At 51.2% G+C, this 13,791-nt stretch carries 12 protein-coding genes; 2 read left to right on the plus strand and 10 right to left on the minus strand.

Annotated elements, in window-relative coordinates; translation table 11 throughout:
- Window positions 1-32 precede the first annotated feature (32 nt).
- The 6 genes from LKE13_RS03615 to LKE13_RS03640 all read right to left on the minus strand — a co-directional run bounded on the left by LKE13_RS03615 (window position 33) and on the right by LKE13_RS03640 (window position 8,734).
- A complete protein-coding gene (locus tag LKE13_RS03615) occupies window positions 33-1,472 on the minus strand; it encodes an oligosaccharide flippase family protein (RefSeq protein ID WP_227948329.1) in 1,440 nt (479 codons plus the stop codon).
- Window positions 1,473-1,490: 18 nt separating this feature from the next.
- Window positions 1,491-2,813: a polysaccharide pyruvyl transferase family protein gene (locus LKE13_RS03620; RefSeq protein ID WP_227948330.1), complete on the minus strand. Its 1,323-nt coding sequence runs from the start codon at window positions 2,811-2,813 to the stop codon at window positions 1,491-1,493.
- Window positions 2,814-2,849: 36 nt separating this feature from the next.
- Entirely contained in the window at window positions 2,850-4,391 is a 1,542-nt protein-coding gene (xrtD, locus tag LKE13_RS03625; protein ID WP_227948331.1) for a VPLPA-CTERM-specific exosortase XrtD, read from the minus strand.
- An 87-nt stretch (window positions 4,392-4,478) separates the two neighbouring features.
- The gene (locus tag LKE13_RS03630) at window positions 4,479-5,294 is read right to left on the minus strand and encodes a CpsD/CapB family tyrosine-protein kinase (RefSeq protein ID WP_227948332.1); all 816 of its coding nucleotides are present in this window, start codon (window positions 5,292-5,294) and stop codon (window positions 4,479-4,481) included.
- Between the two features lie 12 nt (window positions 5,295-5,306).
- Window positions 5,307-6,947, minus strand: coding sequence for a GumC family protein (locus LKE13_RS03635; protein ID WP_227948333.1), 1,641 nt, complete (start codon window positions 6,945-6,947; stop codon window positions 5,307-5,309).
- A gap of 314 nt (window positions 6,948-7,261) precedes the next feature.
- Complete coding sequence (locus LKE13_RS03640; protein ID WP_227948334.1) at window positions 7,262-8,734, minus strand: undecaprenyl-phosphate glucose phosphotransferase; 1,473 nt, start codon at window positions 8,732-8,734, stop codon at window positions 7,262-7,264.
- A 179-nt stretch (window positions 8,735-8,913) separates the two neighbouring features.
- Between LKE13_RS03640 and LKE13_RS03645 the strand changes: the two genes are divergently transcribed.
- Entirely contained in the window at window positions 8,914-9,300 is a 387-nt protein-coding gene (locus LKE13_RS03645) for a VanZ family protein (RefSeq protein ID WP_227948335.1), read from the plus strand.
- Here LKE13_RS03645 and LKE13_RS03650 read toward each other — a convergent pair.
- Complete coding sequence (locus LKE13_RS03650; RefSeq protein ID WP_227948336.1) at window positions 9,297-9,854, minus strand: hypothetical protein; 558 nt, start codon at window positions 9,852-9,854, stop codon at window positions 9,297-9,299. The two genes, LKE13_RS03645 and LKE13_RS03650, sit on opposite strands and share 4 nt — an antisense overlap.
- Window positions 9,851-10,801, minus strand: coding sequence for a tRNA dihydrouridine synthase (locus LKE13_RS03655; protein ID WP_415776494.1), 951 nt, complete (start codon window positions 10,799-10,801; stop codon window positions 9,851-9,853). Before LKE13_RS03655 ends, LKE13_RS03650 begins: the two co-directional genes overlap by 4 nt.
- A gap of 138 nt (window positions 10,802-10,939) precedes the next feature.
- On the opposite strand from LKE13_RS03655, the gene LKE13_RS03660 reads away from it, so the two are divergent.
- Entirely contained in the window at window positions 10,940-12,433 is a 1,494-nt protein-coding gene (locus tag LKE13_RS03660) for an AMP nucleosidase (RefSeq protein ID WP_227948338.1), read from the plus strand.
- Between the two features lie 3 nt (window positions 12,434-12,436).
- Here the strand turns inward: LKE13_RS03660 and LKE13_RS03665 are convergent, their stop codons facing one another.
- Both LKE13_RS03665 and trxA read right to left on the minus strand, forming a co-directional pair.
- Window positions 12,437-13,324: an alpha/beta fold hydrolase gene (locus LKE13_RS03665; RefSeq protein WP_227948339.1), complete on the minus strand. Its 888-nt coding sequence runs from the start codon at window positions 13,322-13,324 to the stop codon at window positions 12,437-12,439.
- A gap of 70 nt (window positions 13,325-13,394) precedes the next feature.
- Window positions 13,395-13,715 (minus strand): thioredoxin TrxA, encoded by a 321-nt coding sequence (trxA, locus tag LKE13_RS03670; RefSeq protein WP_227948340.1) that lies wholly within the window; start codon window positions 13,713-13,715, stop codon window positions 13,395-13,397.
- Window positions 13,716-13,791: the final 76 nt, after the last annotated feature.

Consider the following 13,791-nt stretch of genomic DNA (forward strand, 5'->3'; position numbering starts at 1 on the left):
CCCAATCCATCTTGATAAACAGTCTCATCTTCCTAAACCTGTGCTTCGGTCTGTGTGTGACCGGATTGCTTGAGCCATCTCACAAGATCCAGTGCAGAAAGCATAAACAGGCCCATCGCGACCAGTGTCAGCAAAATCGATCCTCCAATTTCGAAAATCGGGTCCAGACCCGTTGCAAAATTGGCCGATAGAAAAATGGCCAAGACGACAAGTGAAATTGAAACTACGATAGATTTGTAAAGCAAAGATAAATCAATGCCAAATTTTCGCGTGAGCAAGAACAGGAAGAATATAACTGCCAAGGTTTCCCCGATAATACCGCCGATGACAATACCAAGAACCCCCCAACCCTGCCATACCGCAACGAGAGCGAAAATCAGCGCAAAACTCCGCACGATATTCGCATAGAGGGGAAGTTTCGTTTTCCCGCAGGAAATGGCAATAATGGTCGGACCCGCTTTTGCCATACGAATACCCTGCATCAGGGCAAGCCAGGCAATGATCTCGACGCCGCCGACATAGTCGTTTCCGAACAATAGAAGTAAAAATGCCGGGCCTGCAAGCGCCAGCCCAACGCTGATGACGATACCAATCAACAGACAGGCCTGCGTGGTGGCGACAGCGCCCAGTCGCAGCTTTTCTGGATCATCCTGCACCTTGGAGAGCATCGGCATGAAAAACGACTGTGCCGCATTGGCGAAAACCATCGAGGGAAATAAGGTGAGAGTGAAGGCCGCGCTGAACCAGCCGAGATCTTCCATGCTGTAGGCAATACCAACGATACCACGGTCCGCCTGAAAAATACCGAACAACAGGAGCCCATTCAGCATTAACGGCCAGCCGAATGAAAAAATCCTGTTAAGATACTTCCGGTTGAGCTTGGCGGAATATCGCCGCTTTGCAACAAGGAAGGAAAGAACCACAGTGAAGACTGCCTGCACCGTGATGATCCACAACATCACCCGGTAGTCCTTGAAATACAGGGCGAGCGGAGCGGCCAGCGCAACCGCAATAATCTGCGGCACACTCTCTACAAGAACCGACGGACCAAAACTCATTTGACGCTGGAAGCGCGAGGCGTCCATATGCACAAAACCTGTAATTAACGGCAATACGGCCAACCATTGAAACGCCCAGATAAGCTCAGGCAGGTCAAAAAGATGAGCAATCGGGCTTGCTACCGCATACATGATTATGGCCAGCACAACCCCGCGCAGAATATTAAACGCCTGCACCGTTCCCTGGAGTTTTGGCTCGTTCCCGTCAGCCGCCTGAACAATCAGCCGGTCAACACCTAGGCCCGTGGACATTTGCACCAGTGCCATGGTAATGCCAAAGGTCGCTGCGATACCGAAATCTTCCACACTAATCAGCCGCGCGATGATGATATTGCGCGCGAAAGTGCTCAAAGCGCCGACGGCTCCTCCGAATGAGAGAAACAGTCCGCTTCTTAGATGGCCCTTAAGTATCACTTCCCGCGGCCTTTCAAGTTAATTGTTCTTGCTAGCGACAATATCCAGAATGTAATTGGAAATGATCGACATCTGTTCATCAACACGCCGCTTTACTTCGGGAAGTGAATTTTCCAGAGATGCGTGGAGGTCGCCACGCCGCAAAAGCGAGCCTTTCAAGCTCTCTATCACATCCTGGGTATTCAACGTTCGAGGATCAAAAACCTCATCGCCCTGACCGCATGTTTCAAATACGCCTTTAGTCTTGTCACTATAAGCAATGGAGGTGGTAGGAACACCCCGTGAAAGCGCCGCGATTGTCGAATGCATTCGGGTTCCGCAGAACCAGTCCATATTCGAGATCAGCCATTTCACCTGATTCTGATCGAGCGTATCAGGCGAGACAAATACCCTGTCTTTAAATTTGTCCCCAACCCTCATCGCCACTTTTTCGCAGGCTGCATAGTCGGATTCAATATATTGGCGGTCACTCATGACATGAGGGATAAGAACAAGGTTCGCATCAGTTTCCGCAAGCAGCCAATCGCAAAACTCATGAATAATCTCGTTATAATTCGCCTTAAATCCATATTGGGACACGGCTGCATTGGGGTCGTTATATATAAGGCCGCTTACATTCAAACCGACAAGCGGTTTTCCTGGCCGTTTTTCCTGAATCACCTGACGAAGGGGTGGATCAATCATTTCCTCGGCGCTTCGGATCCCTAATGCGAAAGCGAAATCCACGCCGCTTCTATGACGCGCAGGATCAAACTGTTCGCCTAGCATATTTTTAAGTATCTCATAGCTGTTCGGATCGCGCGCCCAAGCCATATCCGCACCCTTGACCGCTTTAATGGCAATCCGGTTGAACTTCGGATCATAGTAAGGGCCGTAGGTTTGCGGCAATAGTATAAGCGGAACGTGCCTTTTCAGGGAAATCAGCTTTGGGCGAACAACGCTCATAAAACGCTTCTCGCCATAGATGTCACTAAAACTGTCGCCACCGGAGATATCAAGGACCACGTCAAAATTGTCGATATCCCGAACGACGGAATTCATCATCCCGCCCAATACGCCCAAATGCGAGAGCGCAGAAATTGCGACAATATTTTCCGGCAGGTAGTAGCGATGCCCGGCGCGAATACCGATATGCTCTACCTCAAACTTATGACCATCGGAAAAATGATGGATCTCGGAACGCTTGCCGAGTTTATTATCAAAGACGGCAAAGTGGGCATTGGGCACCCGTTCCGTTATTCCTTCGACGGTCGACGCGAAAAGAGCGGAGACACCCATATTCGACGTATCCGGCGCCGCCCCGAATAACCCGATTTTTATTCCAGATTTACTATCGGACATTACTTTATACTTACCAATTTTTGTTCACATAACCATCTAGTCCGGTACATATACCGGAAGAACCTTAAACAACTCTTTTGAAAAGGCCGTTAATTCTGCATCCGCCTGTGCCTCCGTCATATTTGCCTTTATCGGCATCAATAACCGGATGAGCGAACCGTCCGTCCGGGCAGAGGAAAGCCCGCCCAACAACAGATTGAACTTCGCCTTATATTCATTCGCGATATACTTACCACGCTGCTTGAACCAGTAATATACCAGCAGCCTGTCCTCGCCATGAGTAACAAGCACCCGGTTGACCGGCACCTCATTCGCGCCATTTTTCAGCGTGATTTCCGACAGATTCTCTATTTTCCAACCGCCGGAGGGAATGCAAACGCGCGGCGAATGCGGTGTGCTTCCGGCAGATTGCCGATCATAGTACCCTATAAACAGGGTTATCGGCAGCACTTCGCCCCCACGGTAATGACCGAGGAAATAATCGCTCATATTGAGGATGGTCTGCTCCACCTTGGGGAGCACGTCTTCCTCGGCGATCATATCATTGATCCTGAGCGGAAAGCTGTTAAACATTTTTCGGTCCGGGATTTCCGGCTCTATTCCCCGGATCATGACGATTGCAGGAGCAAAAGCAGCACAGAGCAGCAACGCACCGACAATCGGCCCGACGCGCACTGATTTTTCCGTTTGTTCCGCCGCAGGAACAGATGCCTTCAGGACACCGCCGCCAAGCGTTGCTTTTTCGTGCTTGTTGAGCGTCAGATAGCAGATTACCATCATAACGGCGAAGGAGAACAGGAAGAAAACCCAGCCTTCAAAGAGATGGAAAAACCCGTCCGAGACTGCCGTATCTGTCCATTCCGCAAAGGCCCCGGTCAGGAATATCCGGATGCTGTTCATAACAATGGAAACAATGCCCGCAATGACTACAAACAGGGCCCGCTTCCAAAGCGGTATGTCGAACAGCATTGCCAGAAGGACACCCAGCCCAATCATCGGATAAAGATATCGCAAGCCTGCACACGCCTCTACAACCGCCAGTTTGATGGTACCCATATCAATGATATTTCCATCCTGATAGACGGAGATACCGGCAAGTCGCAAAAGAGCAACGCTCATATCCGTAGAAAGAAGCTGCAATCCATATGTCAGGTTGGCATTCAGAAAGGCGGGCGGTGGCACCACAAAGGGTAGCAGGATAAGTGACGGCAGCACATAACGGCCATAGGTTACGCCGCCAAACACAACGAAAAGCCCGAGAATCGTCAGAAACAGGCTGAGATGGCGGACATTCTCAATCCCCGCCTTAACCGCCAGAGCATATACCGCCATCGAGATCAGGCAGAAAACAAGCCCAATCCAGTTCCCGCGCGTGTCATGTGAAGAGAGAAGGTCTCGCCGCGCCCAAAGAAGATAAAGCGCAACTGCCAACATCAGGGGGCCGTGACTGAATTCTTCAACATTCATCCAGTCATCCCACAGCAGCAGGCCGTCGGGTATATAGATCAGGAAAACCAAGCACAGAAGAACTGGCAACAACAGTCGTGTTCGGTCAATCCGTTGTAGGGCCAGTTCCATTCATCCTCTCGCTATTCTTCCTTTACTCAATTATCGCGATAGAAATACGACAGGCTACATTGCCGCTGCCGTGGCCATAACTGAGCTCTAGTAATAGTAAGTTTTAGCGATTTCCTCTGATTTATTCAGAACGACGCCCAAGAGGTTACTCGATTGAAGCTGACGACGGCAATCCTTGACTTCGCTGGGCTTAGTTTCCCCGCTGGCCACTACCATTAACACGCAATCAACCTGCGGAATAAAGGCAATGGCATCGTCCGTCGCGTTAAGCGGCGGCAAATCAAAAATACAGATACGCTTCTCATAGCGATCCCGAAGGTCCGCCACCATGGATTTTACCTTGCGTGATGTCAGAATTTCAGTTGAATTCTTAACCGGCCGGCGGTTTGGCAGAACCACAAACCGGGGAATGCCCGGGTTCACCAAGGCATCATTAAACTCGATCTTGCCATCGAGATAATCGGCAAAGCTATTCTCTTTTGGCAACCCCAGATAGGCAGCCACTTGCGGCCGGCGCAAATCAAAATCGACAAGAAGTGCAGTATAGTCCGTTTGCTTGGCAATACTGAGAGCCAGATTGATCGAGACAACCGTTTTACCGCATGCCTGCGTTGGCGACGTTATGGCGAGCGTCCGCCAGTTATTCGCCTCCATCTTCGCCAGAACCTGCGTCCTCAAAATATCAAAGCTGATTGAGTTGGGATCTTCGCTGTCCAAGGTAATGATTCTGTTTTCTTCCAGATGTGCCATATTGAGATCGACAACACGTGTCTGGTTGTAAACGATCGGGCCTTCGACAATCTCCGCGTTGCGTGTCGCCCTCTTCGTGGCGCCTGTACGCTCCGAAAGACCGCCCACCTGCTTTTCTTTGGCCTTGGCAATGGCTTCCTTAATACGTTCCACGTCAGTCCCCTCTTAAAATGCGACCAATAGTCTATCGATAGCCACCCAGGCCGAGTAAAATAGATCGTCCAACGGCTGGTAAAAATAATGTACCGCCGCGAGTAACAGGGCAACCAGAGCAACCGGGATAAGAAGATACATAAAAATCTTCATCCGGTTCTGCACATTCTCTTTACGTGTGTGAATATACGGTATGGATACGATAGGCGGATGCTTAAGCACCGCTTCCAGCTCAGATGCGCTGTGGATTCTCCGGTCGATCAATTCGATCAGGAAGACGCAAGCGACTCCGACAACAAGCGCGAGAAACCCACCAATACCCAAAATCTTCTTTCTGTCCGGGGAAACCGGCTCTGTCGGTACGACTGGCGGTTCGAGCAGAACAAAACGTTCCGCCTTCTTTTCTTCTTCAAGATTCTGTGAGAGTTGCGCTTGTGCCTGCTTCGATTCGAGAGAGTTCAACTTATCCAGCAAATCTGTATAAGTCCGATCCAGAACGGTCAAGCCGCGTTCAACCTGCGGAATTTCGAGGATGACCCCTTCAAGCTCCTTCATCTTTGTAGTGGCTGCCGAGATTTGACGACGCGTTTCCGCAATTTTATCATCTGTCGCCGCGATGCGAATCTGAAGTTTTTCAACGACAGGATTATACACACTGCTCGCTACTGATTGGTCCTGGGCCGTCGCTGCACGCGCAGCGGCTGCTTCCTGCTCAACTTGCTGTTCCAGGGCCGCGATACGCTTTTTCAGTGCCATAATATCTGGATGTGAATCCGTCAGCCGTGTGGAAGCATCCAACAGGCTGTCTTTCAAGGTAGAGAGGTTTTGCGCTAGCTCAGACTGTTCGCCGCCACTAGCAGTAAGGCCCGACCGGGCAGAAGTAAGTTCAATTTCCAGATAGCGTTTGTCTTCTTGAAGTGCGCGCAAATCACGGCGCAGATCGCGAATTTGATCTTCCGATCTATCCAGCATGCTCTGACGCAGGCCGAGGTGCTCTGGCAGAGCGTCCTTATATTTCTGTTTATAGGCGACAATTTCACTTTCAACCTGGGTCAATTGACGGCGAACTTTATCAGCCTCATCGGTGAGAAAAGCCGTTGCTTCAGTTGCCCGCTCGGTCCGCGTGCGCACATTTTCACTCAGGAACAATGTGACCAGTTCATTGGCTACATCGGTCGCAATCTGCGGATTTTCATGGCTAAACCCGACATAGAAAGCGATCGTCGTCTCCCTCCGCCTGTTTCCGGAAAAAGATGAGGTGATCACATCAATCGCAATGTTATCCTGCATCTTGAAGACAAGCTCGGATACCGTCAGAAATTTTCTGTCATCTCCATAGACGTTGAATTTGTCGATAATTTTCAGCAGATTCTCCCGGGTCATCACCCGTTGTTCAATCATCCGGATACGTTGGTCTGGATCGGTACTAACGGTCGATTCAATAAGATCGGGTGAGATTTGCTGCGTTTCGACAAGAATAGTGCCGTAGGAGCTATAATGCGGCGGCAAAATCAGGATCACCGCGACGGCGCCGGCCAAAACCAGAACGAACGGAATCAGAAAGAACAGAAACCGCCTCTTGGCAGCAGAAACGATCCGCTCAAAATTGATCGGCGAAGCTTCTTCTTCGGGGAGTGTAAAATCTTGGCTCATTCTATTGCTCGGAATTTTTTCAATTCAATCGTTCAAATTAATTTCTGGTCGACGTCTTGTAAGTCGCCCTTATGGTTAAAATTTTACAACCATTCGAGCCGATCAACAAATGCCACATGCCTTTTTAGGCTCAAAGAGTTAAGGAATGGTTGGTAACTGATATAAATTGGCAACATTGCGCTAAATCTTAACGTTTTTCGCAGCAAAAAATATGCCCGGACAAAACTCCCGCCTGAGAAACTATACGGGAAACAACCAACAGTTCATGCCCTCTTTCTCAGCGTCAAAGGGGCAAATGTCAAGGATTGATACGGTCAATAGGCGTTTTTATTAACGAAACCGACAAAGACCGTCATGACCAATATTTGAAGATCAAAGAACAACGACCAGTTCTCGACATAATATGTATCGTAATTCACCCTGGCTTCCATTTTCTCCAGCGTATCCGTCTCCCCGCGATATCCCTTTACCTGCGCCCAGCCGGTAATCCCCGGCTTCACCTTATGGCGGGCGAAATAGCCTTCGATCAGTTCAGAATATTCCTCGTTGTGATCTACGGCATGGGGGCGCGGACCAACAAGCGACATCGTTCCGTTGACGACATTGAAAAGCTGCGGCAACTCATCCAAGCTGGTCCGGCGGATAAATTTTCCAACCCGGGTTATGCGCGGATCATCTTTTGAGGCCTGGACAGTCTTTTTGCCTACCGCGCCATCATGATACATGGAGCGGAATTTATAGATCTCGAATACCTTGTTGTTATAGCCATAGCGTTTTTGCTTAAACAACACCGGCCCCTTGCTCTCCAGCTTGATCGCGATAACAACTGCCAGCAAGAGTGGGGAAAACAGAAGGAGTGCCAATGAACCCAGAATACGATCTTCCAGTGCCTTCACGACAATCTTGAATCCGGAAAGCGGCGAATCCACCACTTCAATCATTGGCAAGCCGCCAAAATGGTTAGGGGATGGCCGATGCGGAAAACGAAAGCCGACAAGATCAGACACCAAATGGACATGAGCCGGAAGTTCACGCAGCCGACGGACAATTTCCATCTGACGCTCATCCGCGTTCCACGGTAGTGCGACAATGATATCGTCAACACGGTTTTCGCGGACGAATTTTATCAGTGCCTCAATATTCCCGAGGAGGGAATGTCCGGCAACCGTAGGGCCGACGCGGCCAATGCGATCGTCGAAGATACCGACAACCTTATTAACCGTTGGCTTTTCATTTTCGAGCTGGCGCAATAGCTGTTCTGTCTGCTTTCCGCCGCCAAGAACAACGACTTTACGTGTGCAAACTCCCCGATTGGCCAGATAATTGATGATAATAAAAGCGATCAGCCGATACGACAGAATGACAACGAAGGAAGTTAAGGCGAAACTATACATCCAGATCCGCGAATATTCCTCAGATACCTTGAGTGAGAAAGCCACCGCCAGCAGCAGCATGAAGGTTGTGAGGCAAACAATGGCAAGGTTCGGCAGGTTGGTAAGCGGCGCAAGCAGTGTCGAAAAGGAGTAGATCCGCGCATAATGTCCAAGGAAGAAAAAGATGATTATCGCCAGGATAACCGCATACAGATAGTATTCATGGGCAAACAAACTGCCGCCAATCACGAAATAATGGCTGAGAAATCCGGCCAAAAATAGCCACAAAAGATCAAGTACGGAGAAAATCGGGGACAAGACGCCCGAAGATAGAGGGTATCCGCCACTATATGCAGAGTCATGCTCGGTAGCAATTTTTTTGCTGTTCAGACCGTTATCCGGAATCTTATTCAACGAAATTTCTCCGACAACAGGCGCCCGTAAATCCTGCTTCAAAACCGATGGTAAAAGTTGGTTGGTAAAGCTAGTCTCGACTGCGCCCGCTGAAAATATTACAAATCATACATCGCTTGGTAGTAATTTACATGGCTTATCGTTAATTTTTCATAAATCAAAGGTCCGCAATATTACCGATGACCACAACGAATATTCATAATCAAAACAGTTATCGAATTGCCTTGTTCCTTTGGGGAGCGGGCCTGCTGACCCTGGTAATTCTCTCCCTTTTGCCGCCCGGCAATGAACCATCCTTTTCAAATCTCGTAAATGACAAGATACGGCACTTCACTGCTTATGCGCTCCTCGCACTGGCTGCTTGCTATGCGGGACGCGGCTGGCGACAACGACTGATACTCAGTACTTGCACCTTTATCGTAAGCGTTCTTGTTGAGTTTCTGCAACCCCTTACAGGCCGTGACTTCGAACTTTTGGACATTGTTGCAAATTTATCCGGTGTCCTTGCCGGTATTGCCTTTGTGGCATTGATTTTTCGCTATCGCCGCCGCTGCGTAAACCTCTAACTTTGCCTCAGGCTGCGGTCCCATAGCATGAAATGTACTCCATATTGATCTTCGCGCAGTTCAAGATGTGCCGCGTCGAGATTCCAGCGCCATGTACCAGTTGTCTTCACCTTGCGGCCCGGGCCGTATTTTTCATTAAGTGCTTTTGGAATACCAAGCTGCTGATAAGTCGCACCAGGGAGGGAAGCATCGATTTTCCACACACGGTGTCCGGCTTCCGGCGGTGTATAGCTAACACGGTAACGAATACGGTCTCCATTGCTGCCATGAGACGCAACGCACACCAGCACGAGAACCGGTCCTGTCGGACCGTCATAGCGGCTTTCTGCTGCGCATTCCGCGTGTTCAATGCCGCCCTTAATATCCTTATCGCCAAGTTGGAAGCCGGTATCCTGAAGCAGCGCCTCATGAAGCGACGGAATGGGCGGCGGCGGTATGACACAGCTGGTAATCAACAACATCGCCGCCATAACAACGGCAAAACCCCGTATCCCGCGCGCGCAGATGCGGCGCTCCGCATCCTTCATATCCCCCTCAAGCATTTTTTCCTTCACGCAGCGTCCAGCGCGCGTTCCTTCGTTGCAATGACTTCCGCCAGAATATCCTGCGGATCCTCAAGCCGGCGAATGCGCGTAAACAGCACCCCGGCCTCCCCATAGCTGCGCGCCAGCAGCTTTATCCATTGTTTTAGCCGTCCCGCCTGCCGCGGTGGATTGGCCATCCCCTCGATAAGATCGTGATATTCAGCAAGTATGCCCAGGATTTGTGACCAGTTAAAGGCATTCCCCATAACAGAAGAACTGCGCGAAGCCGCAATCTCACGTCCAAGGCTCGGGCGGGCAATCACACCGCGACCGATCATCACATCAGCGCAGCCGCTTGCCTCCCGGCAGAGAGCATAGTCCTCCGGCGTCCAAACTTCCCCATTGGCGACAACAGGAATATCAAGCCGCTCTGCAATCGGGCGCAGATATTCCCAATGAGCGGGCGGGCGGTATCCTTCCATCTTCGTGCGCGCATGAATAGTTAGCTTGCAAGCACCGGCCTCCGCGATGGCAACAGCATTCTCCATAGCGAGGGTTTTTTCAGAAAAGCCAAGGCGCATCTTGGCGCTGACCGGTATGTTTTCCGGCACTGCGCGGCGCACGGCAGAGACAATCTCATGAAGCCGTTCCGGCCATTGCAGAAGCGTCGCCCCGGCATCATGGCGGTTCACGGTTTTGGCGGGACAGCCAAAATTGATATCAACTCCCGGTGCGCCAAGCTCGGCTGCAAAGGCCGCGTTCTCCGCCATGACATGAGCTTCCCCGCCCATTATCTGTACATGAACCGGAACCCCCGCCACGGTTTTACCGCCCTGCTTCAACTCTGGGCAGAGCGTATAAAAGACGGAAGCGGGATAAAGATGCTGGCTCACGCGCACAAATTCCGACACGCACAGATCGAACCCGCCGATCCGCGTTAGTATATCGCGCATATAGACATCAACGACCCCTTCCATCGGGGCCAGCGTTACCGTAGCCAAAGTCCGTTATCCTCTATTTTCCTCGTCATATTTTAATGGTAAAATAACAACGAAGACAAAGATATAAATTAAGGAACTGTCATAGGGGCCGTTCATCGCAAAAGGAAGAGTTATATGAGTGAATTACTGATGGGCGCGGGTTCGTCGCATGGGAACATAACAGAGCTTCAGGAATTCACCGACGAAAATGCAGCTTTTGAGCGGATCACCGCGCTATATGAAGAAAACATCACTAAGGTGAAAACCCGCTTCAGCGCGTTTGAGGCCGGGGATAAATCCAGTCCCGCAGACCCCGCCTATTATCCCTATCTCGGCCTGAGTGTTGAATCCTCCGATATCAATCGCAGCGGCAAACGCTCATATGGCAAGATTGACGCGGCGGGTACCTTTGGCACAACGATAACACAGCCAGAGCTTTTCGAAAGTTATTACAAGGAGCAGATCCGGCTCATCCTGAAAAATCATCAGCGACCGGTCTACGTCGGCCTCAGTGACCGGCCTATGCCGCTTCCTTTTGTGATCGAGGCGGCGTCGTCTAATGTCTCGGCCAATGACATGCCTGCGCTGCAGTCGATTTTCACTATGCCTGACCTCGCCAATATTAATGACAGTATCGCCAACGGAACCTATGTCCCCTTGGACGGGCAGCCCCGCCCCCTCGCACTATTCACAGCAGAGCGAGTGGATTATTCGCTTGCGCGGCTTGCCCATTATACCGGTACGATACCGGAGCATTTTCAACGATTTGTGCTGTTCACCAACTACCAGCGTTATGTCGATGAGTTCGTCGAATATGGCAAGAAACAGATCCTTGAAGGGGAGGAATACCGTGCCTTTGTGGAGCCGGGTAATGTCGTGACGCCAAACCCAAATCTGACGGATGCCTCCCCGACAGGCACCGCGCCAAACCATCTGCCGCAGATGCCCGCCTATCATCTGCTGGGGGAGAAGCATATGGGGATCACGCTGGTCAATATCGGTGTCGGGCCGTCCAATGCAAAAACGATTACCGATCATATTGCAGTGCTTCGACCACATTGCTGGCTAATGGTAGGGCATTGCGGTGGCCTGCGCCATACGCAGCGGCTTGGCGATTTCGTGCTCGCCCATGCCTATGTGCGCGAAGATCACGTGCTGGATGAGGATATACACCCCTCCGTTCCGCTGCCCGCCATCGCCGAGATTCAGGTCGCGCTAACCGAAGCGGTCGCACGCGCCGCTGATGTTACTACCGGTGCCGCGGATATCAAAGAGCATTTCAGGACTGGGACCGTCTACACCACCGACGACCGGGATTGGGAGCTGCGGCACAAGGAACTTGCCATCCGCTTCAATCAGACACGTGCCATCGCGGTAGACATGGAAAGCGCAACAATCGCCGCCAACGGTTTCCGCTTCCGTGTGCCCTACGGGACGCTCCTCTGCGTGTCGGACAAGCCGATCCATGGAGAGATCAAGCTGCCAGGCATGGCCAACAAATTCTACGAAGGGCGCACATCGAAGCATCTGCATATCGGCATCGATACCCTGCAACAGCTTCGACGGCAGGGCGTGGAAAGTCTCCATTCACGCAAACTGCGCAGCTTTGATGAACCCGCTTTCCGTTAGGGACTAACGGTTAGCGGTCAGGTGCGGGATGAGAAGCCCGGCCAAATGTTTACAGAGCGCGGGCGACAGGTCATGCCCCATGCCATCGACCAGCTCCAGCTTCGCACCCGGGATCAACCGCGCCGTATCTTCCCCGGCAGCGTAAGGGATGAGCGGATCGTCTTTTCCATGAATAACCAAGGTTGGCGCCGTGACGCCAGGGAGTTCCGACACCCGCGGGTTAGAGGCCAAGACCGCCGCATATTGCCGCAAATACCCGGCAGGAGCATAGCTGCGTGTGACACAGGCGCGGATATGCCTCTTTAACTCTTCTCGATCCCAACGATAACCCGGACTGCCAATCACATCATTGACCTCAAGCCCGAACGCCACCACATCCTCCACACTCTGGCTTGCCGGGGCAGACATCAGAACGGAGGTCGCCGCCGGTGTGGACGGTGGCAGGTGGCGGTTTCCGCTCGATGACATGATGGAGGTGAGAGAGCGAAGTCTTTCAGGGTAAAAAATTGCCATCAACTGCGCGATCATACCCCCCATCGACATGCCAACAATATGTGCATTGTCAATCCCGAGGCCGTCCATCATTCCGGCAAGATCGGCCGCCATATCGCTCAGATGATAAGGAACCGTGGGCGCGTTCCCTGCCTGGAGCTGCTGCATGATACCCGCCATATCGGGCAGGCCCTTTTCATCAAGTTTCTGGGAGAGGCCGATATCCCGGTTATCAAAACGGATGACCTGGAAGTTTTCTGCAGCAATCGCCTTGCAAAAGGCGTTCGGCCAGTCAATCAGCTGAAACCCAAGCCCGGCAATCAAAATTACCGTCGGATCGGATGGCACCCCAAAGGTTTCATATTCTAGAGAGAGATTATTACTGATCAGCTTGGCCATCCGGCTTTCCTTCTATTTCAAGAAAAAAGCGGGCCCGAAAGCCCGCCTTTTTTAGTTCTGATTTTTCCAATCAGCCTGCTGACTTGATCCAGTCTTCAATGGCGCTTTTTGGAGAGGCGCCGACTTTCGTCGCGGCGATCTGGCCGTCCTTGAACAGCATCAGAGTCGGAATACCGCGCACACCATATTTTGTCGGTGTATTCGGGTTTTCATCGATATTGACTTTGGCAATCTTCAAATCGCCGCCCATTTCCTGGGAGATTTCGTCAAGGGCCGGGGCAATCTGTTTACAAGGACCGCACCATTCGGCCCAGAAATCGACCAACACCAGGCCGGAACTATCTAGGACATCTTCTTTAAAAGAAGCGTCGGTGACTTTCGTAGTGGTCATAGTATCCTCATTTCAGGCAAAAAATTAAAAGCTCTCCGGCACCCCGGCGGAAACTTCTTGTCTCTATAATTACGTA

The organism is Sneathiella sp. HT1-7, assembly GCF_020731145.1.
Lineage (GTDB): Bacteria > Pseudomonadota > Alphaproteobacteria > Sneathiellales > Sneathiellaceae > Sneathiella.

Excerpts from the sequence above, each read along its gene's own strand:
- LKE13_RS03620 (WP_227948330.1), bottom strand. The coding sequence starts at position 2,813 with ATGTCCGATAGTAAATCTGGAATAAAAATCGGGTTATTCGGGGCGGCG.
- xrtD (WP_227948331.1), bottom strand. The coding sequence starts at position 4,391 with ATGGAACTGGCCCTACAACGGATTGACCGAACACGACTGTTGTTGCCA.
- LKE13_RS03635 (WP_227948333.1), bottom strand. The coding sequence starts at position 6,947 with ATGAGCCAAGATTTTACACTCCCCGAAGAAGAAGCTTCGCCGATCAAT.
- LKE13_RS03645 (WP_227948335.1), top strand. The coding sequence starts at position 8,914 with ATGACCACAACGAATATTCATAATCAAAACAGTTATCGAATTGCCTTG.
- LKE13_RS03655 (WP_415776494.1), bottom strand. The coding sequence starts at position 10,801 with ATGGAAGGGGTCGTTGATGTCTATATGCGCGATATACTAACGCGGATC.
- LKE13_RS03660 (WP_227948338.1), top strand. The coding sequence starts at position 10,940 with ATGAGTGAATTACTGATGGGCGCGGGTTCGTCGCATGGGAACATAACA.
- LKE13_RS03665 (WP_227948339.1), bottom strand. The coding sequence starts at position 13,324 with ATGGCCAAGCTGATCAGTAATAATCTCTCTCTAGAATATGAAACCTTT.
- trxA (WP_227948340.1), bottom strand. The coding sequence starts at position 13,715 with ATGACCACTACGAAAGTCACCGACGCTTCTTTTAAAGAAGATGTCCTA.